The 25,135-nt window shown below is 55.4% G+C and carries 25 protein-coding genes and 1 tRNA gene; 16 read left to right on the top strand and 10 right to left on the bottom strand.

Annotated features, from left to right (window positions below; genetic code table 11):
* Together gcvP and ACOTXD_RS01780 are read left to right on the top strand one after the other, a co-directional pair.
* A partial coding sequence (gene gcvP, locus ACOTXD_RS01775; RefSeq protein WP_421766362.1) for an aminomethyl-transferring glycine dehydrogenase occupies positions 1-2,853 on the top strand: 2,853 nt, incomplete at its 5' end.
* 70 nt (positions 2,854-2,923) lie between these two features.
* Complete coding sequence (locus ACOTXD_RS01780; RefSeq protein ID WP_061856843.1) at positions 2,924-3,667, top strand: SDR family oxidoreductase; 744 nt, start codon at positions 2,924-2,926, stop codon at positions 3,665-3,667.
* Positions 3,668-3,669: 2 nt separating this feature from the next.
* Here the strand turns inward: ACOTXD_RS01780 and ACOTXD_RS01785 are convergent, their stop codons facing one another.
* From ACOTXD_RS01785 to ACOTXD_RS01810, 6 genes are all read right to left on the bottom strand, one after another.
* The gene (locus tag ACOTXD_RS01785) at positions 3,670-4,170 is read right to left on the bottom strand and encodes a protein disulfide oxidoreductase (protein ID WP_421766363.1); all 501 of its coding nucleotides are present in this window, start codon (positions 4,168-4,170) and stop codon (positions 3,670-3,672) included.
* On the bottom strand, positions 4,160-4,762 hold the full coding sequence (locus tag ACOTXD_RS01790) for a DsbA family protein (RefSeq protein WP_045350799.1): 603 nt from the start codon (positions 4,760-4,762) through the stop codon (positions 4,160-4,162). Before ACOTXD_RS01790 ends, ACOTXD_RS01785 begins: the two co-directional genes overlap by 11 nt.
* Before the next feature lies 1 nt (position 4,763).
* Complete coding sequence (locus ACOTXD_RS01795) at positions 4,764-6,773, bottom strand: protein-disulfide reductase DsbD family protein (protein WP_061856844.1); 2,010 nt, start codon at positions 6,771-6,773, stop codon at positions 4,764-4,766.
* A gap of 48 nt (positions 6,774-6,821) precedes the next feature.
* Positions 6,822-7,181, bottom strand: a complete 360-nt coding sequence (locus tag ACOTXD_RS01800) for a hypothetical protein (RefSeq protein WP_003863427.1) — start codon at positions 7,179-7,181, stop codon at positions 6,822-6,824.
* Between the two features lie 124 nt (positions 7,182-7,305).
* On the bottom strand, positions 7,306-8,739 hold the full coding sequence (gene bglA / locus ACOTXD_RS01805; protein ID WP_003863430.1) for a 6-phospho-beta-glucosidase BglA: 1,434 nt from the start codon (positions 8,737-8,739) through the stop codon (positions 7,306-7,308).
* A 116-nt stretch (positions 8,740-8,855) separates the two neighbouring features.
* Entirely contained in the window at positions 8,856-9,587 is a 732-nt protein-coding gene (locus ACOTXD_RS01810; protein WP_003863431.1) for a MurR/RpiR family transcriptional regulator, read from the bottom strand.
* A gap of 266 nt (positions 9,588-9,853) precedes the next feature.
* On the opposite strand from ACOTXD_RS01810, the gene trhA reads away from it, so the two are divergent.
* Positions 9,854-10,513, top strand: a complete 660-nt coding sequence (trhA, locus tag ACOTXD_RS01815; RefSeq protein ID WP_003863433.1) for a PAQR family membrane homeostasis protein TrhA — start codon at positions 9,854-9,856, stop codon at positions 10,511-10,513.
* A gap of 85 nt (positions 10,514-10,598) precedes the next feature.
* Here the strand turns inward: trhA and ygfZ are convergent, their stop codons facing one another.
* The gene (gene ygfZ, locus ACOTXD_RS01820; RefSeq protein WP_022649306.1) at positions 10,599-11,579 is read right to left on the bottom strand and encodes a tRNA-modifying protein YgfZ; all 981 of its coding nucleotides are present in this window, start codon (positions 11,577-11,579) and stop codon (positions 10,599-10,601) included.
* Between the two features lie 294 nt (positions 11,580-11,873).
* On the opposite strand from ygfZ, the gene sdhE reads away from it, so the two are divergent.
* Complete coding sequence (gene sdhE, locus ACOTXD_RS01825; RefSeq protein ID WP_003863437.1) at positions 11,874-12,140, top strand: FAD assembly factor SdhE; 267 nt, start codon at positions 11,874-11,876, stop codon at positions 12,138-12,140.
* Entirely contained in the window at positions 12,121-12,531 is a 411-nt protein-coding gene (locus ACOTXD_RS01830) for a protein YgfX (RefSeq protein ID WP_022649305.1), read from the top strand. The genes sdhE and ACOTXD_RS01830 overlap by 20 nt, the downstream gene beginning before the upstream one ends.
* 1 nt (position 12,532) lies before the next feature.
* Here ACOTXD_RS01830 and fldB read toward each other — a convergent pair whose 3' ends face one another.
* Positions 12,533-13,054: a flavodoxin FldB gene (gene fldB / locus ACOTXD_RS01835; RefSeq protein ID WP_003863440.1), complete on the bottom strand. Its 522-nt coding sequence runs from the start codon at positions 13,052-13,054 to the stop codon at positions 12,533-12,535.
* 101 nt (positions 13,055-13,155) lie between these two features.
* On the opposite strand from fldB, the gene xerD reads away from it, so the two are divergent.
* The 5 genes from xerD to lysS all read left to right on the top strand — a co-directional run bounded on the left by xerD (position 13,156) and on the right by lysS (position 19,249).
* On the top strand, positions 13,156-14,052 hold the full coding sequence (gene xerD, locus ACOTXD_RS01840; protein ID WP_003863442.1) for a site-specific tyrosine recombinase XerD: 897 nt from the start codon (positions 13,156-13,158) through the stop codon (positions 14,050-14,052).
* A gap of 28 nt (positions 14,053-14,080) precedes the next feature.
* On the top strand, positions 14,081-14,794 hold the full coding sequence (gene dsbC, locus ACOTXD_RS01845) for a bifunctional protein-disulfide isomerase/oxidoreductase DsbC (protein ID WP_003863443.1): 714 nt from the start codon (positions 14,081-14,083) through the stop codon (positions 14,792-14,794).
* Between the two features lie 5 nt (positions 14,795-14,799).
* Positions 14,800-16,533, top strand: coding sequence for a single-stranded-DNA-specific exonuclease RecJ (gene recJ, locus ACOTXD_RS01850; protein WP_048242034.1), 1,734 nt, complete (start codon positions 14,800-14,802; stop codon positions 16,531-16,533).
* A gap of 90 nt (positions 16,534-16,623) precedes the next feature.
* Positions 16,624-17,722, top strand: a protein-coding gene (gene prfB, locus ACOTXD_RS01855) for a peptide chain release factor 2 (RefSeq protein WP_096147815.1) whose coding sequence is annotated in 2 segments (ribosomal slippage) — positions 16,624-16,698 and positions 16,700-17,722 — 1,098 coding nt in all. Because the reading frame shifts where the segments join, the coding sequence is not laid out codon by codon here.
* Between the two features lie 9 nt (positions 17,723-17,731).
* Positions 17,732-19,249, top strand: coding sequence for a lysine--tRNA ligase (lysS, locus tag ACOTXD_RS01860; RefSeq protein WP_003863452.1), 1,518 nt, complete (start codon positions 17,732-17,734; stop codon positions 19,247-19,249).
* 48 nt (positions 19,250-19,297) lie between these two features.
* Here lysS and idi read toward each other — a convergent pair whose 3' ends face one another.
* On the bottom strand, positions 19,298-19,840 hold the full coding sequence (idi, locus tag ACOTXD_RS01865) for an isopentenyl-diphosphate Delta-isomerase (RefSeq protein ID WP_061856282.1): 543 nt from the start codon (positions 19,838-19,840) through the stop codon (positions 19,298-19,300).
* Between the two features lie 163 nt (positions 19,841-20,003).
* Between idi and actS the strand changes: the two genes are divergently transcribed.
* From actS to ACOTXD_RS01880, 3 genes are all read left to right on the top strand, one after another.
* Positions 20,004-20,744: an amidase activator ActS gene (gene actS, locus ACOTXD_RS01870; RefSeq protein ID WP_022651807.1), complete on the top strand. Its 741-nt coding sequence runs from the start codon at positions 20,004-20,006 to the stop codon at positions 20,742-20,744.
* Between the two features lie 80 nt (positions 20,745-20,824).
* A tRNA-Gly gene (locus ACOTXD_RS01875) sits at positions 20,825-20,898 on the top strand.
* 579 nt (positions 20,899-21,477) lie between these two features.
* Complete coding sequence (locus tag ACOTXD_RS01880; RefSeq protein ID WP_073970447.1) at positions 21,478-22,314, top strand: DUF2971 domain-containing protein; 837 nt, start codon at positions 21,478-21,480, stop codon at positions 22,312-22,314.
* Here the strand turns inward: ACOTXD_RS01880 and ACOTXD_RS01885 are convergent.
* Positions 22,296-22,610: a hypothetical protein gene (locus tag ACOTXD_RS01885; protein ID WP_126501285.1), complete on the bottom strand. Its 315-nt coding sequence runs from the start codon at positions 22,608-22,610 to the stop codon at positions 22,296-22,298. The two genes, ACOTXD_RS01880 and ACOTXD_RS01885, sit on opposite strands and share 19 nt — an antisense overlap.
* Before the next feature lie 51 nt (positions 22,611-22,661).
* On the opposite strand from ACOTXD_RS01885, the gene ACOTXD_RS01890 reads away from it, so the two are divergent.
* The 3 genes from ACOTXD_RS01890 to ACOTXD_RS01900 all read left to right on the top strand — a co-directional run bounded on the left by ACOTXD_RS01890 (position 22,662) and on the right by ACOTXD_RS01900 (position 25,132).
* The gene (locus ACOTXD_RS01890; RefSeq protein ID WP_015571788.1) at positions 22,662-22,805 is read left to right on the top strand and encodes a hypothetical protein; all 144 of its coding nucleotides are present in this window, start codon (positions 22,662-22,664) and stop codon (positions 22,803-22,805) included.
* Positions 22,806-23,064: 259 nt separating this feature from the next.
* On the top strand, positions 23,065-23,733 hold the full coding sequence (locus ACOTXD_RS01895) for an isochorismatase family protein (protein WP_032610080.1): 669 nt from the start codon (positions 23,065-23,067) through the stop codon (positions 23,731-23,733).
* Positions 23,734-23,956: 223 nt separating this feature from the next.
* A complete protein-coding gene (locus ACOTXD_RS01900) occupies positions 23,957-25,132 on the top strand; it encodes an OmpP1/FadL family transporter (protein ID WP_061856280.1) in 1,176 nt (391 codons plus the stop codon).
* Positions 25,133-25,135: the final 3 nt, after the last annotated feature.

The raw sequence follows: 25,135 nt of genomic DNA on the forward strand, positions 1-25,135 counted from the left end.
CTTGAAAACCGTGGCGCCTTCATTGAACGTCACATTGGGCCGGATGCTCAGCAACAGCAGGAGATGCTGAAGACAGTTGGCGCGGATTCATTAAACGCACTGATCGGCCAGATCGTGCCAAAGGACATCCAGCTTGCCACGCCGCCGCAGGTAGGCGAGTCCACGACGGAGTTCGCCGCGCTGGCGGAGCTTAAGGCCATCGCCAGCCTTAACAAGCGCTATAAGTCTTACATTGGCATGGGCTACACCAACGTGCAGTTACCGCCGGTGATCCTGCGTAACATGCTGGAAAACCCGGGCTGGTACACCGCTTATACCCCATATCAGCCAGAAGTCTCCCAGGGCCGTCTGGAAGCGCTGCTGAACTTCCAGCAGGTGACGCTGGATCTGACCGGTATGGATATCGCCTCTGCCTCGCTGCTGGATGAAGCCACCGCCGCCGCCGAAGCGATGGCGATGGCGAAGCGCGTGAGCAAACTGAAAAACGCCAACCGCTTCTTCGTCGCGGCGGACGTGCATCCCCAGACGCTGGACGTGGTGCGCACCCGTGCGGAAACCTTCGGCTTTGAGGTGATTGTCGACGACGCTGAAAAAGTGCTGGATCACCAGGACGTCTTCGGCGTGCTGTTGCAGCAGGTGGGCACCACCGGGGAAGTGCACGACTACGGCGCACTGATCGCCGAGCTGAAATCCCGTAAGGTTATTATTAGCGTCGCCGCTGATTTTATGGCACTGGTGCTGCTGACGGCGCCAGGTAAACAGGGCGCGGATATTGTCTTCGGCTCAGCCCAGCGTTTCGGCGTGCCGATGGGCTACGGCGGCCCGCACGCGGCGTTCTTTGGCGCGAAAGATGAATTTAAACGCTCCATGCCAGGCCGTATTATCGGCGTATCGAAAGATGCCGCCGGTAACACCGCGCTGCGCATGGCGATGCAGACCCGCGAGCAGCATATCCGCCGCGAGAAAGCGAACTCCAACATCTGTACCTCGCAGGTACTGCTGGCTAACATTGCCAGCCTGTACGCGGTGTTCCACGGTCCGGCTGGCCTGAAGCGCATTGCCTGCCGCATCCACCGTCTGGCCGATATCCTGGCCTGCGGTCTGCAACAGAAAGGTCTCAGACTGCGTCATGAACACTATTTCGACACCCTGTGCGTCGAGGTGGCAGACAAAGCGGCCGTGCTGGCGCGCGCCGAGGCAGCGCAAATCAACCTGCGCAGCGACATTCACAATGCGGTCGGCATTACGCTGGACGAAAGCACCACCCGTGACGATATCCTGACCCTGTTCAACGTATTGCTGGGTGACGCACACGGTCTGGACGTTGATACGCTCGACAAAGAGGTTGCGCTCGACAGCCGCTCCATTCAGGAAAGCATGCTGCGCGACGACGCGATCCTGACTCATCCGGTGTTCAACCGCTATCACAGCGAAACCGAGATGATGCGTTACATGCACTCGCTGGAACGTAAAGATCTGGCGCTGAACCAGGCGATGATCCCGCTGGGCTCCTGCACCATGAAGCTGAACGCCGCGGCTGAGATGATCCCAATTACCTGGCCTGAATTCTCTGAGCTGCACCCGTTCTGCCCGGCTGAGCAGGCGGAAGGTTATCACATGATGATCAACCAGCTCTCCGACTGGCTGGTGAAGCTGACCGGGTACGACGCGCTCTGCATGCAGCCGAACTCCGGTGCGCAGGGTGAATACGCTGGTCTGCTGGCGATCCGTCACTATCACGAAAGCCGCAATGAAGGCCACCGTGATATCTGCCTGATCCCAAGCTCTGCCCACGGTACCAACCCGGCTTCTGCCCAGATGGCAGGAATGGAAGTGGTGGTTGTGGCGTGCGACAAAAACGGCAACATCGATCTGGCCGACCTGCGCGCCAAAGCCGAGCAGGCGGGCGACAAACTCTCCTGCATCATGGTGACCTACCCGTCCACCCACGGCGTGTACGAAGAAACTATCCGTGAAGTGTGTGAAGTGGTGCATCAGTTCGGCGGCCAGGTTTACCTCGACGGCGCAAACATGAACGCCCAGGTGGGCATCACCTCTCCGGGCTTTATTGGCGCGGACGTGTCGCACCTGAACCTGCATAAAACGTTCTGCATTCCGCACGGCGGTGGCGGCCCGGGCATGGGCCCAATCGGCGTGAAAGCGCACCTGGCACCGTTTGTGCCGGGCCACAGCGTGGTGCAGATTGAAGGCATGCTGACCCGTCAGGGCGCGGTCTCCGCGGCACCGTTCGGCAGCGCCTCTATCCTGCCAATCAGCTGGATGTATATCCGCATGATGGGCGCGGAAGGGCTGAAGCAGGCCAGCCAGGTGGCGATCCTCAACGCCAACTACATCGCAACGCGTCTGAAGGACGCCTATCCGGTGCTCTATACCGGCCGCGACGGTCGCGTGGCGCACGAATGCATCCTCGATATTCGTCCTCTGAAAGAAGAGACGGGCATCAGCGAGCTGGATATTGCCAAGCGCCTGATCGACTACGGATTCCACGCGCCAACCATGTCCTTCCCGGTTGCGGGAACGCTGATGGTTGAGCCGACCGAGTCTGAAAGCAAGGTGGAACTGGATCGCTTTATCAACGCCATGCTGGCGATCCGCAGCGAAATCGACCGCGTGAAAGGCGGGGAGTGGACGCTGGAAGATAACCCGCTGGTTAACGCGCCGCATACCCAGAACGAACTGGTGGCAGAGTGGAACCACGGTTATACCCGCGAACTGGCTGTCTTCCCGGCAGGTGTGGTAAACAAATACTGGCCAACCGTGAAACGTCTTGATGATGTTTACGGCGACCGTAACCTGTTCTGCTCCTGCGTACCGATGAGCGAATACCAGTAACGTTGTTCCTGTAGTAACGTAGGCCGGGTAAAGCGAAGCCGCTACCCGGCTTTTTTATTGGGAGAAAAGAATGGCAATTGCACTGGTCACCGGCGCCAGCCGGGGTATTGGTAAAGCCACCGCGCTACAGCTGGCAAGCGAAGGCTACACCGTTGCGGTGAATTTTCATCATAACATCAAAGCCGCGACAGTGGTCATTAATCAGATCGTGGACGCGGGCGGTAAAGCCTTTGCCATGCGCGCGGACATCAGCGATGAAGCGCAGGTGATGGCGATGTTCGCCAGCCTCGATCGCGAAGGTGAGCCGCTCGCCGCACTGGTGAACAACGCCGGAATTTTGTTTGAACAATCCACCATTGAAAACCTCTCCGCTGAACGTATTAACCGCGTGCTGGCTACCAACGTCACCGGCTATTTTCTCTGCTGCCGTGAAGCGGTGAAGCGCATGTCGCATAAACACGGCGGCAAGGGCGGCGCGATTGTGAATGTCTCCTCGGCGGCATCACGGCTGGGAGCGCCGGGGGAATATGTGGATTATGCCGCCTCCAAAGGGGCGGTGGATTCCCTGACTACCGGCCTCGCGCTGGAGGTGGCGGCACAGGGCATTCGCGTTAACGGCGTGCGGCCAGGCCTGATTTATACCGATATTCACGCCTCCGGCGGCGAGCCGGGGCGTGTGGATCGGGTGAAGTCGATGTTACCGATGCAGCGTGGCGGTCAGCCGGAGGAGGTCGCCCAGGCCATTGCCTGGCTGCTGAGCGACAAAGCCTCCTATGTTACCGGTAGCTTCCTGGAGCTGGCTGGCGGGAAGTAACGCTAAGACGCCAGCCACAGCCGCAGGCGCATTCCCCAGCCGCTGGTCCAGCCGGTGGTGATCGACTTCACCTCACCGTGAGAGATCACCACCAGCGTTGGCGTCACCTTAACGTCCCACTCACGCGCCAGTTCTCCGCTGGCGTCGTTGACCGTGGGCATCATCGCCTTCTTCTTCCTCATCCATGTTTCGAGCGTCGCGTTATCGCCCGAGCGCAGCGCAACCGACATCACGTTACCCCCGTCCGCGGCAAGCGCCGCCACCGACGGCGTGGTGTAGCGGCAAACGCCGCACCATGTCGCCCAGACGTAGACCAGCAGCGGTCGCTCCTTACTCATGGCGATAAGATCGACGGGCTGACCGTCGAGGATGTGCAGTGCCGTCGCGGAGAAATTCTGCGGCAGCGCGGGCTGGCGGAAATAGTCCACCGCCAGGCTCACGGCTACGCCAATCAGCAGCCACACGCCCAGCTCGCGCAGCAGGCGCGGAAGCTTACTTGCCACGGGCGTTTGCCAGCTGTTCTTTGACCAGCCCCTCCAGGTCGTCATACGGAATGGCGCCCGCCACCATCTGGTCGCCGATAATGGTCGCCGGGGTACCCTGAATATTCAGCACCTGCGCCAGGATGAGGTTCATCTTTAGGCTATCCAGGGTTTTATCATCCGTTTTAATGCTGTCCGTTCCGGTCTTGACCTTTGCGGCGGCGATGCTGGCGTCATCGTGATAGCCCTTTTTCATCATCAGCCGCTGATGCAGCGCCCAGAATTTATCCGGCGCCTGCTGCCACGTCGAGAGCGCCGCTTTCGCGGCATTTACCGAGCTTTGTCCCTTAAACGGCAGCAGTTTGACGATGAGCTGCACGTCGGGATTTTCCTGCACAATTTTCTCAAGCATTGGGTCGAACTGCTTGCAATACGGGCAGTTGTAGTCCGTGAAGGAGACGATGGTCAGCTTCGGCGATGCCGCGCCGGTTCGCGGGCTGTTGGGGTCGTTAAACAACAGTTTTGCCAGCTGGTCGCTGGAAGCGTCATCTGACGGTGCGGCGAAACCGAACGTTGATAACGACAGCAGAAGTAAGGCAATTAAGGCTCTCATGTTATTTTCCTTTTGCATCGGACAGGGTGCTCAGCACCGCTTCGCGGCTTAACAACGCAGGCAGCACGTGGCCCTGCGGTAATCCCGGTCCGTAGATCTGGTTAAACGGCACGGCGGCGCTGCCGCGCGTGGTTAAGAACTGGCTGATGGTATCTGAGGGGCGGCTCCAGTCGCCGCGCAGGGCGACAACGTCCGGGGCGGAGAGCGCATCCTGCACGTCGTCGCGCAGCAGCACGTTGTATTTATTGGCTTTACAGGTCACGCACCAGTCGGCGGTCACGTCGACGAACACCCGTTTGTTCTCCGCCAGCGCGCGGGCAATGGCCTGCTCGCTGAGCGGTTGCCAGTGGATACGATCGCGGCGGGAACCCTCGCCGCCGGAGCCGGATACAAACGCGACTGCTCCGGCCACCACTACAGCTAATACCCCGGCGCGCAGTGCCGTTTGCCAGCGGTAGCGCCAGGCGGTGACCAGCAGCAGCGTAAGGATCAGGAGCACGCCCAGCGTGATGACGGGCAGGCTGCCAATGTGCACCGTCAGCAGGCTCAGCAGCCACAGCGATGAGCCGAGCATCATTATCCCCAGCACTACGCGTACGACGTTCATCCAGCGTCCCGGACGCGGCAAGCGCTGGGCCAGCCCCGGCCAGGCCGCCACCAGCAGCCACGGCAGGCTCATGCCGATACCCATCGCCAGGAAGATCCCCCACAGCAGGGGAAGCGGCGCCGCCAGCGCGACCGAGACCGCCGTACCCAGGAACGGCGCGGTGCAGGGCGTTGCAAGCAGCGTGGCAAACGCGCCTTGCCAGAAATGACCCGCAAGCCCGTTACCGCCGCGCGTGGCGAGGAAGGTGCTGGCGACGGAAGGGAGACGGATTTCAAACAACCCCAGCAGGCTGGCGCTGAAAAGCACCATCACCATCGCCATCGCACCAATAAACCACGGGTTCTGGAACTGGATCCCCCAGCCGAGTGCCTGATTGCCTAAGCGTAAAACCGTCATCATCAGCGCCAGCGCGAGGAACGAGATCACGATCCCGGCTACCGATGCAAGAAACTGTCGGCGTACCTGACCCCGCGCCTGCCGTTCGGTTTGAATCAGCGTGCCCAGCTTCATGGCCAGCACGGGCAGTACGCAGGGCATGACGTTAAGGATCAGACCGCCCGCCAGCGCCATCAGCAGCACCCAGCCTAACGAGAGCGTCGGCGCGGCGTTCCCCGGCTGAATGCTCAGGCTGGACTCCTGCGCCTGCCCGCTATCGGCCAGAACCAGCGACAGGGTTTTGCCGCTGAGGTTGGGCGCGGCCTCGCCCCAGCTGTCCGTCACGGGCACGGTGGCGACCAGCGAATCACCGCGTACGGTGAGGGCCGGTTTGCCGAAATCAACATCATCCATACCGTCGATAAACAGGGACGGCGCCTGCCAGCCTGCGTCACGCTGCGCCGTTACGGTCAGCTTGCCGGGGGCATAGGTGGCGTTAAGCGTTGAGGTCAACCCGCCGCTGAGCGGAAGGGTGCCCATGGCCCGACTGAAATCGTAATCAAAACCGGCGCCTGCGGATGCGGTCATGTTCAGTGAAAACGGGTAGTCGGTAAGAATACAGACGTTGCTACAGGTGGAGAGCGTAAGCACGCCGCTCAGGATCTTCGGGACGTCGCCCCGCAGGGTGATGGGAAAGCTGACATCGCCGTGATAGCCCTGCGTGGCGATACCCGCGACGTCGAAACGCTGCGGCACAGGCCAGCGCCATTTCACCTCGACGGGCTGATGCCATTTAATCGCGGGTGCGACGCCCCCTTCGCCCGGCGAGCGCCAGTAGGTTTTCCAGCCTTTTTGCAGGGCGACGTCCAGCAGCAGGCGGGTTTCGCCAGTGCTTTCGGGTTGCGCACGCAGCCTGACGCTGGCGTGCTGATTATCGGCGGCGCGCAGCCAGCCGCTGTCGGCAGCCTGGCTGAGGGGCAGCCATAGCCAAAGCAGGCAGACCAGCAGTCGCCTGAATACAGTAAACATAAATTATCTCCGTAAATGATGAATTAACCTGAAGTAACAGGCGAAGGCTCATTCACGGAAGACGCATAATCGCAGATGCACCCTTAACCGGGGCGGGGAGATAACGCGGGGAGGCCACTGCCGTTCGCGGCGCGGTGGACTGGCTGCCAGCAACGCCAGCAGCAGGGTGACGGCAATCAGGGCGCCTTCAAACAAAACAGGCGGGACCGACATCAGCGACTTGGCGCTAAGCTCACACGGGGTTACCGGTGCGTCGGTACTCTCCTGCCCCTGCTGGACAGACTGGCTCGTGGCGGTGACGTTCATGACAAGCGCGTGCATCCCGGCCATCCGCTGGGCGGTGCATATCAGCACCACCAGGCAGGCCAGGGCTACAAGCAGGATAGCGTTGCGTTGTCGCTTGATCATGTTCGCCTCAAATATTCAGGACGCCTATATTATCGGGCGAACATATTTTGGCAACGCAAAAGCTGTAAAGAAGTGTCTGGAAGATAAGCGGTTTGCCCTCTCCGCTTGCAGAGAGGGCGAGCCGTTACAGCGTTTCGCCGTTGCTGGCAATCACGGTTTTGTACCACTCAAAGCTTTTCTTACGGGAGCGGGACATGTCGCCGGTGCCGTCGTCGTGCTTGTTGACGTAGATAAAGCCGTAGCGCTTGCTGTACTGGCCGGTGGTGAAGGAGACGCAGTCGATGCAGCCCCACGGGGTATAGCCCATCAGATCCACGCCGTCCCAGGTCACGGCCTTCATCATCTCTTCCACGTGGGCGCGCAGGTAGTCGATGCGGTAGTCATCGTTGATGCTGCCGTCCTCTTCCACTTTGTCGTAGGCGCCGAAACCATTTTCGACGATAAACAGCGGCTTCTGATAACGTTCGTACAGTTCGCACAGCGAATAGCGCAGGCCTACCGGATCAATCTGCCAGCCCCAGTCGGACGCCTTGACGTGCGGGTTCGGCACGCTGCCCTCGAAGCCGGAAATGGCGTCACCGGTGCCGCCTTCCGCTTTGACCGCGTTGGTCATGTAGTAGCTGAAACCTAAGTAGTCGCAGGTGCCCTCACGCAGGATCTGCTCGTCGCCCGCTTCCATCCTGATGGAGAACCCACGGCGCTCCCACTCGTTCAGCACGTAAGACGGGTAGTAGCCGCGCAGCTGCACGTCGGTAAAGACGTAGCGCTCGCGCATGGATTCCTGAGCAAACATGACGTCCTCTGGCTTGCAGGAGTAAGGATAGAGCGCCACCATCGCCAGCATGCAGCCGACTTTCATCTCCGGGTTAATGCGGCGTGCGGCTTTCACCGCCAGCGCGCTGGCCACGAACTGGTGGTGCAGCACCTGGTACATGGTCTCTTCCGGGTTGTCGTGCTCGGTATAGACCACGCCAGAGCAGCAGTAGCCGAACAGCGGCGCACGCCAGTTGCGCTGGTTGTTGATTTCGTTGAAGGTCATCCAGTATTTGACCTTATTTTTGTAGCGCTCAAATACCACTTCCGAGAAGCGCACAAAGAAATCGACCACTTTACGGTTGGTCCATCCGCCATATTCCTGAACGAGATGCAGCGGCATTTCAAAGTGGGAGAGGGTGATCACCGGCTCGATGTTGTACTTCAGCAGTTCATCGAACATGTCGTCGTAAAACTTCAGCCCCTCTTCGTTTGGCTGAGTTTCGTCGCCTTTCGGGAAGATGCGCGTCCAGGCGATGGAGGTACGGAAACATTTGAAGCCCATCTCGGCAAACAGCTTAATATCTTCTTTGTAATGGCCATAGAAGTCGACGGCTTCGTGGTTCGGGTAATATTTGCCTTCAATCACTTCCTGCGTGATTTCACGCGGAACGCCGTGTGCGCCGCCGGTGAGCACGTCGCAGATGCTTGGCCCTTTGCCGCCTTTGTTCCAGCCGCCTTCAACCTGGTGCGCCGCCACCGCGCCGCCCCATAAAAAATCTTTCGGTAAGGTGAGTTTTTTCATCTTTGCTATTCTCAATTCAGGACTTATTGATTTCGAGTCTAGCAAAGCGGAATTAAATGTCACGATATAACAATTTGTGGAAATTGTAATTTGTCACATCAAAAAAACAGGATGTTTTATTCTGTTAATTTCTTCGCCAGTTTTCGGCCTAATGATTCCAGAATATAGATGACGGGAATTTGCGTGGTGATATCGTAAACGCCGCCAATACGCGTTTGCGGGACATGCCAGGAGAGGTTAAAGTCCGCCAGCTTTGCGAGACGAGAATGTTCATGGCTGGTGACGGAGAGCACCTTGCAGTGATGCAGGCTGAACTGGCTGGCGAAGCGCAGGATCTCCTCGGTTTCGCCGGAGACGGAGAGTACAATGGCCAGCGCATTTTTAGCCATGTCGTTAGTGACCGGGAAATAAGGATCGTCGATATGGTTACTGAATTTGCCGATATTTGAAAAGAAACGTGCGCCATATTTTGCCAGCGATCCGGAGGTGCCCGCACCGACAAAAATAATTCGTTCAGATGATAAAATAATATCGACGGCTTTATCTAATAGCGCATCAAACTCTTCGTTATTTACGCTTTTAAAGAAGCTGATAATTTCACTGGCACCAAAATTCGCCTGCTGCGGCTCGTTCTGCTCCAGATAGAGTTTAAAGCGCACCCGAAATTCCGAGTAACCATCACAGTTGAGCTTGCGGCAGAAGCGCAGGATAGTGGTAGTGGAAACGCCCACCGCATCCGCCAGCTCGCGGATGGTCATGTACATCACTTTATCGCGGTTCTTAATGACATAGTTGTAGACCATCATTTCCAGATTGTTGAGGCTGGCAATGGCGGAATGGCTGAACATACTCACAATGGCTAAACTCGCTGTCGGACACTATTCCTGAAGCATACCATGATGACGAAGGGCGGGAGACGGATTTATCTCCTTGATTACTCAGGTGTTAATAAAATCATTTACACCTGTGCGGTGGATTGCTTTTGCATTGTACTGATTTATAATGATAAATCTTGATTATGGATTTATTTTAGCTAACAGGTGTTCACTGGAATCATTCTCAGTTAGCATAGACTGGCGATGAATAATCATCTTTTGTTTTCCCGGAGTTAAGTATGGTGAGCAGACCATTAATCGCACAGGGATATTCGCTGGCTGAGGAAGTAGCCAACAGTATAAGCCATGGCATTGGCCTGGTTTTTGGGATTGTCGGCTTAGTGTTATTGCTGGTACAGGCAGTGGATACCAACGCCAGCGCGATGGCCATTACCAGCTACAGCCTGTATGGCGGGAGTATGATCCTGCTTTTCCTTGCCTCAACGCTGTATCACGCGATTCCGCATCAACGGGCGAAGATATGGCTCAAGAAATTTGACCACTGCGCTATCTATCTTCTTATTGCGGGTACCTATACGCCGTTTTTGCTGGTGGGGCTCAACTCACCGCTGTCGCGTGGCCTGATGATTGTGATCTGGAGCCTGGCGCTGCTGGGGATCCTGTTTAAGCTGACCATTGCGCACCGGTTTAAAGTGTTGTCGCTGGTTACCTATCTGACAATGGGCTGGCTGTCGCTGATTGTGGTGTATCAGTTAGCCATTAAGCTGGCGGTGGGGGGCGTGACGCTTCTGGCGGTGGGCGGTGTGGTCTACTCGCTGGGCGTGATTTTCTACGTCTGCAAGCGTATTCCGTACAACCATGCCATCTGGCACGGCTTTGTGCTGGGCGGCAGCGTGTGTCACTTCCTGGCAATTTATCTGTATGTTGGGCAGGTGTAGTTTTTTTGTAAGGTGCGGTCTGATGCCCTCACCCCGACCCTCTCCCACAGGGAGAGGGTGAATATCAACACCGGGCGATACAGCATCAATCTTCCAGTGAATACGGCAGCGGCTCAATGCTGAGCGTGTTTGCATCATCACGCACGCGGAACACGCTGTCGGGCTCCATATCATTATTCATGACAACCTGCACCAGCAGGCGGCCATCATCGAGCTGGACGGCGGCTAACACGGTGCCGGTACGGCGCCAGTTTTCGCCCATCTTCATCTCAAGATCTTCACCCGCTTCCGGCACACGGCTGGCGTGACCAGCCAGCGTCCACAGGGCGCGTTTGTTCGCGCCGCGGAATTTCGCACGCGCCACCATTTCCTGACCGGTGTAGCAGCCCTTCTTAAAGCTGATACCACCCAGCGCCTGGATGTTTGTCGCCTGCGGGATAAACTGCGCGCTGTTTGCCGCGTCAATGACCGGCAGGCCCGCTTCGATGTTCAGCGCCAGCCACTGCTGGCTGTTGTTGAGCTGTGCTTCACCGCGCAGGGCGTCAGTGACGCGTTCCGCCGTTGCTTCGTCGGTTACCAGCAGGAAGCGCTCCGCCGGGTGTTCGAACCACAGAATGGAGGTCGCTCCCTCGCTGACCAGCTGTTTTTCAGCATCCGGTAGCTCGGCAAACAGGTTTTTCAGCGCTGCACGCGCCTGGAAACCCGCGACCCCCAGCAGAACGTGTTCATCGTCCGGGGCGATGGTGACTTTAGAAAAGACCGCGTATTTTTTTAGCTCTTTAAGCTGGGCGTCACGCAGGCTGCGGCGCTCAATAAAGGCGAATCCGTCCTGACGGCGGAACAGACGCAGGTTGCTCCACATTTTGCCTTTTGGATCGCAATGCGCGGCCAGCAGATGCTGGTGCTCAGTCAACTGCGCCACGTCCGCCGTGACCTGGCCTTGCAGGTATTTTTCGCTGTCCGCACCGGTCAGTGTCGCCAGTGCCCAGTCATCAAGAGTAATCAGCGTCAGCGGCAGACGCGCAGAGGCGGCGGGCTGGCGAGGAGAAAATGGTGTAAATGCCATAGTGATGTCCTGAATTGCTTAACGCTTTGATAATACCTAATGGTAAAAGAGACTGTATTCAATGCAAGCGCTTTCAGCAGGCCATTCGTGCCATTACGCGGTTATGCGTGGCGCTACGCAAAATAGTGTAATCCGCTGTCTTTATAAGGATTATTCAGGAAGCCTGCTCGAGGTTCGCAATATTCCAGTAAAGAAACGGTCAAAAACACGTTACACTAGCAGGTGTTCCCGGAGAGCAATAATGAATACCAAACGGGATACCGACTGTGCCAAACGTAATGCAGGAAACAGAACATGGATATTAACAACAAGGCCCGTATTCACTGGGCGTGCCGTCGCGGCATGCGTGAACTTGATATCTCCATCATGCCTTTCTTCGAGTATGAGTACGACAGCTTAAGCGATGACGATAAGCGCCTGTTTGTCCGTCTGCTTGAGTCTGACGATCCGGATTTATTCAACTGGCTGATGAATCACGGCAAGCCCGCCGACACCGAGTTGCAACGGATGGTGCAATTAATTCAAACACGGAATCAGGAACGTGGTCCTGTGGCAATCTGATCTTCGCGTCTCGTGGCGCTCACAGTGGATGTCCTTACTGCTCCACGGTCTGGTCGCGGCAATGGTGTTATTGGTGCCGTGGCCGCTAAGCTATACCCCTCTGTGGCTGCTTTTGCTGTCGTTTGTGGTGTTTGATAGCGTGCGCAGCCAGCGTCGAATCAACGCCCGTCAGGGTGAAATTAAGCTGCTGATGGATTCTCGCCTGCGCTGGCAGGGAAAAGAGTGGGAAATGATAGGGACGCCGTGGATGCTCAACACCGGGATGATGCTACGGCTGCGTCGGGTCGAGGATAACCGTCGCCAGCACCTGTGGCTGGCCGCAGACAGTATGGATCCCGCGGAGTGGCGGGATCTGCGCCGGCTAATCGTGCAACAGCCAACGCAGGAATAAATCAGCTAAACTGCTCGGCCATCTCACCCAGAATTTGTTCGCACCAGGTCTGGAGGCGCTCGTCGCTGAGATCGTACTGGTTGGTTTCATCCAGCGCGAGCCCGACAAACAGCTGGCCGTCGGCAATGACGGGTTTTGGGCTGGTGAACTCATAGCCTTCCGTAGGCCAGTAGCCGATAAACGTCGCGCCCTTTGGCGCCAGTTTGTCATGCAGCATGCCGAGCGCGTCGAGGAACCACTCCCCGTAGCCCAGCTGGTCGCCCATGCCATACATCGCAATGATTTTGCCTTCAAAATTGACTGAATCGAGCTGATCCCAGATGGCTTCCCAGTCTTCCTGAATCTCACCAAAGTCCCAGGTAGGGATACCCAGAATCAGCACATCGTACTGCTCCATCAAGGCAACCGCGTCATCTTTCAGGTTATGCAACGTCACCAGTTCCGGGCCAATGATGTCACGAATTTTCTCCGCCGCCATTTCGGTGTAGCAGGTGCTGGAACCATAGAACAGACCAATATTCATCGCGTAACTATCTCAATTCTTGCTATGACTTTGCGCGTAGTGTACCAGAAACCGATGGCAATCAGGCATAATGGCCAGATTGCAGAACCAAAGGGGCTGATGTGGAAAAGGATCTCGCACTCATCGAACAGTTTCTCGACGCGCTGTGGCTGGAGAAAAACCTCGCTGAAAATACGCTCAGCGCCTATCGTCGGGATCTCACGCTGCTGGTCGAGTGGCTGGCGCATCGGGGGCTGACGCTTGAAAGCGCGCAAAGCGATGACCTGCAAGGGTTGCTGGCTGAGCGGATGGAAGGGGGGTACAAAGCCACCAGCTCCGCGCGTCTGCTGAGCGCCATGCGCCGCCTGTTCCAGCACCTGTACCGCGAGAAGATCCGCGCGGATGACCCCAGCGCACTGCTGGCATCGCCTAAACTGCCTCAGCGGCTGCCAAAAGATCTCAGCGAAGCACAAGTTGAGAGATTATTACAGTCGCCCGCAGTTGACCTTCCGCTGGAGTTACGCGATAAAGCCATGCTTGAACTATTGTATGCCACGGGCTTGCGCGTTTCCGAGCTGGTGGGCCTGACGATGAGCGATATCAGCCTGCGTCAGGGCGTGGTGCGCGTTATCGGTAAAGGGAACAAAGAACGGCTGGTGCCGCTGGGTGAAGAGGCGGTCTACTGGCTGGAGACGTATCTGGAACACGGGCGTCCGTGGCTGCTGAACGGCGTCTCCATAGATGTATTGTTCCCGAGCCAGCGCGCGCAGCAGATGACGCGACAAACGTTCTGGCATCGCATTAAACATTACGCCACACTGGCGGGTATTGACAGTGAGAAGCTGTCGCCGCACGTTTTGCGTCACGCCTTCGCGACGCATCTGTTAAACCACGGCGCTGATTTACGCGTGGTGCAGATGTTGCTTGGACACAGCGATCTTTCAACGACGCAAATATACACCCATGTCGCGACGGAACGCCTGCGGCAGCTACACCAACAGCACCACCCTCGCGCGTGAGTGCCGACGAATTGTTACAGGAACATATATGAAAAAGTCTTTAGCGCTGTTCACCCTGCTGGCAGCTTCGGTTTCCGGTTTTGCCCATGCGGATGATGCCGCCATTAAACAGTCTCTGACGAAACTCGGCGTCGCCAGCAGCGAGATCCAGCCAGCGCCGGTGGCTGGCATGAAAACGGTGCTGACCAACAGCGGCGTGCTGTACGTGACCGAAGACGGTAAGCACATCATTCAGGGACCCATGTACGACGTGAGCGGCGCGCAGCCGGTGAACGTCACCAACCAGCTGCTGATGAAAAACCTGAACGCGCTCGAAAAAGAGATGATTGTCTACAAAGCGGCGCAGGAAAAGCACGTTATTACCGTCTTCACCGACATCACCTGCGGCTACTGCCACAAGCTGCATGAAGAGATGAAAGACTACAACGCGCTGGGCATTACCGTGCGTTACCTGGCTTTCCCACGTGCTGGCGTGCAGAGCCAGCCTGAGCAGGATATGAAAGCGATCTGGTGTGCGAAAGACCGCAACAAGGCCTTTGATGACGCGATGAACGGCAAAGGCGTGAAGCCCGCGTCCTGCGATATCGACATCGCTAACCATTACGCGCTGGGCGTACAGTTTGGCGTGAGCGGTACGCCAGCCATTGTGCTGAGTAACGGCTATGTGGTGCCGGGCTACCAGGGGCCAAAAGAGATGAAAGCGTTCCTCGACGAGCACCAGAAACAGATGGGTGGTAAATAATTCGCGTGAAAGCCCCGATAAAACTGCGCCGCCGCGATGCGGGTGAAACCGCGGATTTACCAGACACGCTTCCGCTGCTGCTAAAGCGGCTGTACGCCAGCCGTGGCGTGCGTACGGCAAGCGATCTTGAGCGCAGCGTCAAAGGCATGCTGCCCTGGCAAGCGCTGAGTGGCATCGAACAAGCGAGTGAAATGCTCTACGACGCGTTCCGGGAAGGCACGCGGATTGTCGTGGTGGGCGATTTCGATGCCGACGGCGCAACCAGTACCGCGCTGAGCGTACTCAGCCTGCGTGCGCTGGGCTGCGATAACGTGGCTTACCTGGTGCCGAACCGGTTTGAAGACGGCTACGGCCTCAGCCCGGAAGTGGTCGATCAGGCCCATGCCCGTGGCGCACAGATGATCATGACCGTGGATAACGGGATCTCTTCTCATGCGGGGGTCGATCATGCCCATGCGCTGGGGATCCCGGTACTGGTCACCGATCACCACCTGCCAGGAGAAACCCTGCCTGCCGCCGAAGCCATCATTAACCCGAACCTGCGCGACTGCGATTTCCCGTCGAAATCGCTGGCCGGAGTAGGGGTGGCGTTTTATCTGATGCTGGCGTTACGCACGTTGCTGCGTGATAAGGGCTGGTTCGAATCGCGCGGGATTGCCGTGCCGAACCTCGCGGAGTATCTCGATCTGGTGGCGCTGGGAACCGTGGCGGACGTGGTGCCGCTCGATACCAATAACCGTATTCTCACCTGGCAGGGCTTAAGCCGCATTCGGGCAGGTAAATGCCGTCCGGGGATTAAGGCGCTGCTGGAAATTGCCAACCGCGATCCGCTGAAGCTCGCGGCAAGCGATTTGGGTTTTGCCCTCGGCCCGCGCCTGAACGCGGCGGGGCGGCTGGACGATATGTCGGTTGGCGTCGCGCTGCTCCTGTGTGACAACATCGGCGAAGCGCGCGTGCTGGCCAGTGAGCTGGACGCACTCAACCAGACCCGTAAAGAGATTGAGCAGGGGATGCAGGCCGAAGCACTGACCCTTTGCGAAAAGCTGGAGCGCAGCGGTGACACCCTGCCGGGCGGGCTGGCGATGTATCACCCCGAATGGCACCAGGGCGTGGTGGGCATTCTGGCGTCGCGTATTAAAGAGCGTTTCCACCGCCCGGTGATCGCGTTCGCCCCCGCCGGGGACGGCACGCTGAAAGGCTCCGGTCGTTCCATTCAGGGGCTGCATATGCGCGATGCGCTGGAGCGTCTGGATACGCTGCATCCGAACCTGATGATTAAGTTCGGCGGTCACGCGATGGCGGCAGGCCTGTCGCTGGAAGAGGCGAAGTTCGACGAGTTCCAGCGTCTGTTTGGCGAACTGGTCACCGAGTGGATCGATCCGGCTCTGTTGCAGGGTGAAGTGGTTTCTGACGGTGAGCTTTCACCGGCTGAAATGACCATGGAGGTGGCGCAGATGCTGCGCGATGCCGGCCCGTGGGGGCAGATGTTTCCGGAGCCGCTTTTCGACGGACGTTTTCGTTTGTTGCAACAGCGCATCGTGGGCGAACGCCATCTCAAAGTGATGGTGGAACCGGTCGGCGGCGGACCGCTGCTCGACGGCATCGCCTTTAACGTTGATACCTCCATCTGGCCGGACAACGGCGTGCGCGAGGTTGAGCTGGCCTATAAGCTGGATATTAACGAGTTCCGTGGTAACCGCTCCCTTCAGCTCATCATCGACAATATCTGGCCAATTTAGCGTCAGTAATCTCTATAAAAAAGGGCGTGGATTCGGTACAATCCCGCTCTTATCACCGCATTTTGACAAGCTCATAAAAGAAAACAGACCATGTTTGAAATTAATCCGGTAAAAAACCGCATTCAGGACCTCACGGAGCGCTCTGACGTTCTTAGGGGGTATCTTTGACTACGATGCCAAGAAAGAGCGTCTCGAAGAAGTAAACGCCGAGCTGGAACAGCCGGACGTCTGGAACGAACCTGAACGCGCGCAGGCGCTGGGTAAAGAGCGTTCTTCCCTCGAAGCCATCGTAGATACGCTGGATCAAATGGCGCAGGGTCTGGAAGATGTTTCTGGGCTGCTGGAGCTGGCTGTCGAAGCCGACGACGAAGAAACCTTTAACGAAGCCGTGGCAGAGCTCGACGTGCTGGAAGAGAAGCTGGCGCAGCTGGAATTCCGTCGCATGTTCTCCGGCGAATACGATAGCGCTGACTGCTATCTCGATATTCAGGCAGGTTCTGGCGGTACCGAAGCACAGGACTGGGCGAGCATGCTGATGCGCATGTACCTGCGCTGGGCGGAAGCGCGCGGTTTCAAAACCGAGATTATCGAAGAATCCGAAGGTGAAGTGGCGGGTATCAAATCCGTCACCATCAAGATTATTGGCGATTACGCCTACGGCTGGCTACGTACTGAAACCGGCGTTCACCGCCTGGTGCGTAAGAGCCCGTTCGATTCCGGCGGCCGTCGTCACACCTCCTTCAGCTCCGCGTTTGTCTACCCGGAAGTGGATGAAGATATCGATATCGACATCAACCCGGCGGACCTGCGTATCGACGTTTACCGCGCATCCGGCGCGGGTGGTCAGCACGTTAACCGTACGGAATCTGCGGTGCGTATTACCCACATTCCAACCGGGCTGGTAACACAGTGCCAGAACGACCGTTCCCAGCATAAGAACAAAGACCAGGCCATGAAGCAGATGAAAGCGAAGCTTTATGAGCTGGAGATGCAGAAGAAAAATGCTGAGAAGCAGGCGATGGAAGACAACAAGTCCGATATCGGCTGGGGCAGCCAGATCCGTTCTTACGTCCTTGATGACTCCCGCATCAAAGACCTGCGCACCGGGGTTGAAACCCGTAACACGCAGGCGGTGCTGGACGGCAGCCTGGACCAATTTATCGAAGCAAGTTTGAAAGCAGGGTTATGAGGAACCAACATGTCTGAACAACAAGCACAGGGCGCTGACGCGGTAGTCGATCTTAACAACGAACTGAAAACCCGCCGCGAGAAGCTGGCAGCGCTGCGCGAGCAGGGCGTGCCGTTCCCGAACGATTTTCGTCGTGACCACACCTCAGACCAACTGCACGCAGACTTCGACGGTAAAGAGAACGAAGAGCTGGAAGCGCTGAACGTTGAAGTGTCCGTGGCGGGCCGCATGATGACCCGTCGTATCATGGGTAAAGCGTCCTTCGTGACCTTACAGGACGTTGGCGGCCGCATTCAGCTGTACGTCTCTCGTGACGACCTGCCGGAAGGCATCTACAACGAGCAGTTCAAGAAGTGGGACCTGGGCGACATCCTGGGCGCTAAAGGTAAACTGTTCAAAACCAAGACCGGTGAACTGTCTATCCACTGCACCGAGCTGCGTCTGCTGACCAAAGCCCTGCGCCCGCTGCCGGACAAGTTCCACGGTTTGCAGGATCAGGAAGCGCGCTATCGTCAGCGTTACCTGGATCTCATCTCTAACGATGAATCCCGTAAGACCTTCAAAATTCGCTCCCAGATCATGGCCGGCATTCGCCAGTTCATGGTTAACCGCGACTTTATGGAAGTAGAAACCCCGATGATGCAGGTGATCCCAGGTGGAGCCTCCGCTCGTCCGTTCATCACCCATCACAACGCCCTGGACCTGGACATGTACCTGCGTATCGCGCCGGAACTGTACCTGAAGCGTCTGGTGGTCGGCGGTTTTGACCGCGTGTTTGAGATCAACCGTAACTTCCGTAACGAAGGTATCTCCGTACGTCATAACCCAGAGTTCACCATGATGGAACTCTATATGGCCTATGCGGATTACAAAGATCTGATCGAGCTGACCGAATCCCTGTTCCGCACCCTGGCGCAGGACATTCTGGGCACCACCCAGGTACCTTACGGTGAAGAGGTGTTCGACTTCGGCAAGCCGTTCGAAAAACTGACCATGCGCGAAGCGATCAAGAAATACCGTCCTGAAACCAATATGGCGGATCTGGATAACTTCGACTCTGCGAAAGCGATCGCTGAAAGCATCGGTATTAAGGTTGAGAAGAGCTGGGGTCTGGGCCGTATCGTGACCGAGATCTTCGAAGAAGTGGCCGAAGCGCACCTGATTCAGCCTACCTTCATCACCGAATACCCGGCGGAAGTGTCTCCGCTGGCGCGTCGTAATGACGAGAACCCGGAAATCACTGACCGCTTCGAATTCTTCATTGGTGGCCGCGAAATCGGTAACGGCTTTAGCGAGCTGAACGATGCAGAAGATCAGGCGCAGCGCTTCCAGGATCAGGTTAACGCGAAAGCGGCAGGCGATGACGAAGCGATGTTCTTCGACGAAGACTACGTGACCGCGCTGGAGCACGGCCTGCCGCCGACGGCTGGCCTGGGTATTGGTATCGACCGTATGGTGATGCTGTTCACCAACAGCCACACCATCCGCGACGTGATCCTGTTCCCGGCGATGCGTCCGGTGAAATAAGCCGTTAAGACGTAAAAAAAGCCCCGTGCGTTTATCGCCGGGGCTTTTTTATTGCGCCGCGAAGGCGCTGAGTTTTTCACGCGCAGTGTTCGCTTCTTGCACCATCCACGGGCTAAATGCCCACGGTGTGGCGTCCAGCGCGCGGAATAGCGCGTCCAGCTCCACCCACTGATACTCCATCACTTCATCGTCATTGATTACGAGGGTATTCGTTACGCGGGCGGCATAGACCGGGCAGATTTCGTTTTCAACGATCCCTGACGGGTCGGCTTCACGGTAGCGGAACTCCGGGGCAATGGGGGTGATGTCTGTGATTTCGGCGCCGACTTCAAAGCGGCAGCGGCGGATAATCGCCTGCTCTGTCGCTTCGTCGGCCTGTGGATGACCGCAAACGGAGTTGGTCCATACGCCGGGCCAGGCTTTTTTACTTAAGGCGCGACGGGTGATCAGACATTCTCCGTTAGCGTTAAACAGCCATGAAGAGAAGGCCAGGTGTAGCGGGGTGTGTGACGTGTGCGCGGCGTACTTCTCCTGAGTGCCAATCACTTTTCCCTGGTCATTTACCAAAATAACGTGTTCTTGAATACTCATTGATGCTCCAGTGCCAAAATGCTTAATGGTTCAGCACCATCAGCGGAATTATTATACTGCATTCTTATGCGAACGGTTTGGCCCACAGAGCGGAAAAGGGCATGACCCGCATCAGTTTGGGCTGCTATCATAGTGCGCCATTCACGCTGACCGAGGAGCTGTTTTGTTTGCAGGAAGCCTGACGAGAAACCCGATCATTGCCGTTTTCTGCCTGACGCTGACGCTACTTGTAGCAGGATGCTCGGGGAGTAAATCTTCGGATATGGGCAGTTATTCCGGTGCAGTCTATACCGTTAAGCGCGGGGACACGCTCTACCGCATCTCACGCGCCACGGGAACCAGCGTGAAGGAGCTGGCGCGCCTGAATAATATTTCTCCACCGTATACTATTGAGGTAGGGCAGAAGCTCAAGGTTAACGGCGGTTCTTCCTCAGGGAAAAAGTCCTCAACGCGTAAAACAGCCAAAGTCACGCCATCCTATCAGGTGCCTAAATCATCCTGGCCGCCGGTCGGTCAGCGCTGCTGGATCTGGCCTGCAAGCGGAAAAGTGGTTGCGCCGTACTCGCTCTCGGAAGGTGGCAATAAAGGTATTGATATCGCTGCCGCACGCGGCACACCGGTTTACGCTTCAGGGGCCGGGAAGGTGGTCTATGTCGGTAACCAGCTTCGTGGATACGGTAACCTGATCATGATTAAGCATGGTGAGGACTACATTACTGCTTATGCGCATAACGACACGATGCTGGTCAATAACGGGCAGAACGTGAAGGCGGGGCAGAAGATTGCGACCATGGGCAGTACCGGGACGGATACGGTGAAGCTGCACTTCCAGATCCGCTATAAGGCCACAGCCATCGATCCGCAGCGTTATCTTCCGGCGCAGGGCAGTAAGCCGAAGTGCTAAATGATTATTTAATCGCCACTTAGTGGGGTAAAGGCTTGTATGAAGAGGCGTAAGGTCTATAATGCCTTACGCACCTCAAAGCGGGCGTAGTTCAATGGTAGAACGAGAGCTTCCCAAGCTCTATACGAGGGTTCGATTCCCTTCGCCCGCTCCAGTCTCCTCATAAATTAACAAGTTATAATTTATCAGTTAGTTACTTTGCTCCGCTTTAGCAGGTACAACTTAAACTACCCATTGTTCTACGCCCGCACCTGTCGCGTGATTGGTCTGTGGTACAAGGGAGCATATCATCACGCTGGCGGTGGTTCCAAGTTCTTACCGCGACAGCACAACAACGAACAAAAAGCCGCATACCTGGCATAACTCCCGAACAGACTGATCACACGCATTTAAGCCCGATGTGTGGCCCTGTGAGCCACGTAAACAGGTGAATAGTGGTAATGCCCCGGTAGCTACAGATCCGGCTCTGCCAGCGCTTCGCTCACGCTCCTAATGGTACACGAGCACCCTGATAAGGTGTGATCTCTCTGACAATCTGATGAAGTCGCTACGCTCCGCTTGTTGCTTGTACCACTAACGGGGCTTTATGGCTGCTATTGCTTGAAATCTGATAAATAGCACAAACATCATGTGATCGTTAACTCACAGCTCAACAAATAGTTTAGAATATAATGTTTTGGGTTGATGAATCGAGACAATTGTCCGAAATTTTAAGTGAGACAAGGATTACAAAATGGGAATACCTTTTCCTTTCTTTTATAAATTTTCAGCATTAAATATAAACTCATTATCAGCTTTAGCTGAAGGAAAAGCCTGGTTTTCAAGATTGGCTGACTTTAATGATCCTTTCGAAGGACAGTTTCTGATTAAGCGCCCAGATATAGAACTTGATAAAGAAAGATTGTTTCAGCATATGGGTAATACACTCCCTAGAAATGTTCTTTCAGAACCAGTTTCAGAAATAATCAGGAGGAATTATGAACAGTCTCCGGAAGGTTTCAAAAAAACTATAGAGCAGGCAATATCTACGACATATAATAGATTTCACAGTGCCTTTCAAAATATCAGTGCATTTTGTTTAGCGAGTGATATACCAAATGTAGATGCATCACATGTTAGTAATGTTATGATGTGGTCTCATTATGCAGATGGTATGAAGGGGTTCTGTATAAAATTTAAGCCGGAGTATTTGTTATCATCTTTAAAAGAGCTGAATGAGGCGAATTTTAATATTGCTCAAGTTCACTATCAAGATGAAATGTATAACGTGGATTTTTTTGATTTGGTTGACCTTTCAAAAAATGTTTATACCCAAGCCATACATACTAAACACACTAGTTGGGAATATGAATATGAGTGTAGAATAATTACCGAAAATCCAGGGTTGTATAAATATTCTCATGATGCGATAGACTCCATATTCATTGGAAGTAAAATGCCATTGCCTCACCAAAAAATATTAATAGATATTTGCTCTGTAAATATTCCAAATGTTGATATTTTTAGTGTTAGGACTCATGCGTCAAGTTACGCTGTAGAGTTAGGAAAATATCAGAAAGTTACAAAATGAACATTGATAATACCATCCCCGCTTGGGAGGCTGATCTCTTTCTCGCTCAAGCGCATCTCTCGTTGCTGAAAATATCCTGGTGCCGTTTCAGATCTGTTAAGTGAAAAGATTAGCGTCCTAATAATTTCAATGGATCTGCATGAAATATTCTGATGTTGCCACTGCGTCACACCGCTTTGCTTACGTTGCAATTTGCCTCGCTTTATTGCAACAGGCACAAAGCTCTCTTTTCGTAGTAAAAAGCCTTCTTTTGCTAACAACGAATCACCCATGGCATAACACGCTAAGTTGCACATTTCCTGTACCCTGGATACCCTGAGATTAATCCTAATAACTCAAGGGTGAGTATGGCTACCGGGAAGAGAAAGAACCAAAAGGAATCACCTGAAGAAGAGTTAGATCGCTTGCTGGATGAGCTTGAACTCACAGAGGAGCAACGGGAGTTTATCGAATCCATGCGGGAGGATAAGGGCGATCCCAGTAGTGAGTAACGCTTGCCTTCAGCCGAACGAATACGAATGGCCGCATAACGGCATTGTAAAGATCTTTTCTCCTCACGAGGGCTTTCCGTCAGCGTCGATGGCTCAGCGTACCGTGCCAGAAATTGTCCTGAAATGATGCGGTATTCAGACCGGATCGAACTACTATTCATTATGATTTATCAATGCATTATACCCTGACCATGTGCATGTAAAATCGCGGAGCCGGGAGAGTTGACGGCAATGTAAAAGAAATCATGAGGAAAGAAATATGGCTGCTACAAACGGTATGATTGATACTGATGACGCTGTAATTTTACTCATCGACCATCAGAGTGGCTTATTCAACACGGTACGTGATGTGCCTGTACCAGACCTTCGTAATTATGTGACAGCGATAGCCAAAGTTGCCACGCTTTTAAATATCCCGGTGATCACCACGGCCTCTGTTCCTGACGGTCCCAATGGCCCGCTCATCCCGGAAATTCACAAATATGCACCCCATGCCGTGTATGTTCCACGCACCGGGCAGATTAATACCTGGGATAATCCGGCGTTTGTGAAGGAAGTGGAAAAGACGGGCAGAAAGACCCTGATTATTGCCGGCACGCTCACCAGCGTCTGCATGGCGTTCCCTGCGGTTAGCGCTGTCCACGAGGGGTATAAGGTTTACTGTGTTGTGGATGCCTCGGGGAACTGGTCCAAAATCGCGACCGATACCACCATCGCGCGCGTGGCTCAGGCGGGGGCGATCCCTACCGATACGTTTGCCATTGTCGCTGAATTAATGAGAACCTGGAACCGCGAGGAAGGTTCTCGCTTTGCTGAGATCCTGGCAGAGCATGTCTGTCCGGAATATAAGTGCCTGATTGAAAGTTTCGGCAAAGCTCAGGAAATTGCCAGAACGGGCCCGGAAACCAATCTGGAGCATTATAAGTAAGTCCTAATAAACATGTATAAAAGTTGCTGGATTTTATCGTCCTGTACCTGAGCGTATTACAGGTGCAGGACGTAGCGGCGTCGTATTCCGGACGTCGCTGAATTGTCAGAGATATTAAGAGGGGCTGAACCGCGCATAATTTAAAATTAAACCCTCTTTCTTTTTACGTAATCAATCGCCCCTGTTATATCTGTCGGCAAATTTTTTATTTCCCGGACCACAGATGAAAACACGACTCCTCCTGTGCGCTGGCGTATTAGCTGTCTCCAGTGCCCATGCCAGCGCCCTCTATTTTTATGAAGCCGGCACCGAAGATACCGCGCTTGCCGGAGCAGGGCAGGCGGCTCGTGCGAAGGACGCCTCGACAATCATGACCAACCCGGCTGGCATGACGCGCTTACCGGATCATATGGTCACCGGTGGGGTACAGGTTATGGATGGCTCCATCGACAACCAGCTGGATAACGATGCCCATCAAAGCCCCGGCGATGTGATGAAAACCATCCCGAATGCCAGCGCCTTTTATAGCCAGAAGATAAACGATGATCTTTATGCCGGGATCGGGCTTTACGGTAATTACGGCCTGGGGATCGACTACGGCAGCTGGGCGGGCGACAGGCTGATTAAAAAGAGTACCATGGTAGCCATGACGCTCAGCCCCTCGCTGGCCTATAAGCTTAACGACCGTCTTTCGATTGGCGCGTCCGCCAACGTTAACTACGGTTACTTCTCGCTGACTCGCAGCGTTAACGATGATGACTACCAGCGACGCGATGAAGACCTGGCCATGAGCTATCGGCTTGGGCTGCTGATGCAGCTAACTGACCAGACCCGAGCCGGTATTACCTGGAACAGCGAAACGGACTACAGCTTCAATATTGACGGCAACGCGCGTCTACAGAACGGCACCTACGACCTGCCGGTGTCGGCACAGATCAGCGCGCCGCAGCAAATCATGCTCAGTCTGGTGCATGATATTAACCCGCGGTGGTCGGTTATGGGCGATCTCGGCTGGCAGGACTGGAGCCAGTTCGGCGCGCCGCAAATCGTCGTCGGGGACCAGCAGCTGAACAACGTCAGCCGCCTGAAGGACACGTGGCACGGTGCGGTGGGCGTGCAGTATCGTCCAACGCCTCAGTGGCGACTGAATGCCGGTGTGGCGTTCGACAGCTCGCCGTATGAAAGCCAGAGCGATGTGGCCTTAACCTTACCTACCGGCGATGAGTGGCGATTTGGTACGGGAGCCCAGTATCAGATCACCCCGGCCAGCAATATTGGTATTGCCGTGTCGTATCTTCATATGCAGTCGTCGCATGTGAAATCGCCGGTGGCGTTTGCCGGAAGTTACGACCATCCTTATCTTTGGTTTGCCAGCGTCAACTACAGCTATCAGTTTTGATCG

The sequence above is a fragment of the Enterobacter cloacae complex sp. CDL013 genome, from assembly GCF_049238805.1.
Taxonomy (GTDB): Bacteria; Pseudomonadota; Gammaproteobacteria; order Enterobacterales; family Enterobacteriaceae; genus Enterobacter; species Enterobacter hormaechei_C.

Coding starts and splice junctions, on each gene's coding strand:
- ACOTXD_RS01795 (WP_061856844.1), bottom strand. CDS start 6,773: ATGTTTACTGTATTCAGGCGACTGCTGGTCTGCCTGCTTTGGCTATGG.
- ACOTXD_RS01885 (WP_126501285.1), bottom strand. CDS start 22,610: ATGTGCAACTTAGCGTGTTATGCCATGGGTGATTCGTTGTTAGCAAAA.
- ACOTXD_RS01810 (WP_003863431.1), bottom strand. CDS start 9,587: ATGTTCAGCCATTCCGCCATTGCCAGCCTCAACAATCTGGAAATGATG.
- fldB (WP_003863440.1), bottom strand. CDS start 13,054: ATGAATATTGGTCTGTTCTATGGTTCCAGCACCTGCTACACCGAAATG.
- ACOTXD_RS01790 (WP_045350799.1), bottom strand. CDS start 4,762: ATGAGAGCCTTAATTGCCTTACTTCTGCTGTCGTTATCAACGTTCGGT.
- ACOTXD_RS01800 (WP_003863427.1), bottom strand. CDS start 7,181: ATGATCAAGCGACAACGCAACGCTATCCTGCTTGTAGCCCTGGCCTGC.
- ACOTXD_RS01880 (WP_073970447.1), top strand. CDS start 21,478: ATGGGAATACCTTTTCCTTTCTTTTATAAATTTTCAGCATTAAATATA.
- trhA (WP_003863433.1), top strand. CDS start 9,854: ATGGTGAGCAGACCATTAATCGCACAGGGATATTCGCTGGCTGAGGAA.
- lysS (WP_003863452.1), top strand. CDS start 17,732: ATGTCTGAACAACAAGCACAGGGCGCTGACGCGGTAGTCGATCTTAAC.
- dsbC (WP_003863443.1), top strand. CDS start 14,081: ATGAAAAAGTCTTTAGCGCTGTTCACCCTGCTGGCAGCTTCGGTTTCC.
- bglA (WP_003863430.1), bottom strand. CDS start 8,739: ATGAAAAAACTCACCTTACCGAAAGATTTTTTATGGGGCGGCGCGGTG.
- ACOTXD_RS01890 (WP_015571788.1), top strand. CDS start 22,662: ATGGCTACCGGGAAGAGAAAGAACCAAAAGGAATCACCTGAAGAAGAG.
- ACOTXD_RS01780 (WP_061856843.1), top strand. CDS start 2,924: ATGGCAATTGCACTGGTCACCGGCGCCAGCCGGGGTATTGGTAAAGCC.
- sdhE (WP_003863437.1), top strand. CDS start 11,874: ATGGATATTAACAACAAGGCCCGTATTCACTGGGCGTGCCGTCGCGGC.
- ygfZ (WP_022649306.1), bottom strand. CDS start 11,579: ATGGCATTTACACCATTTTCTCCTCGCCAGCCCGCCGCCTCTGCGCGT.
- ACOTXD_RS01895 (WP_032610080.1), top strand. CDS start 23,065: ATGGCTGCTACAAACGGTATGATTGATACTGATGACGCTGTAATTTTA.
- ACOTXD_RS01900 (WP_061856280.1), top strand. CDS start 23,957: ATGAAAACACGACTCCTCCTGTGCGCTGGCGTATTAGCTGTCTCCAGT.
- idi (WP_061856282.1), bottom strand. CDS start 19,840: ATGAGTATTCAAGAACACGTTATTTTGGTAAATGACCAGGGAAAAGTG.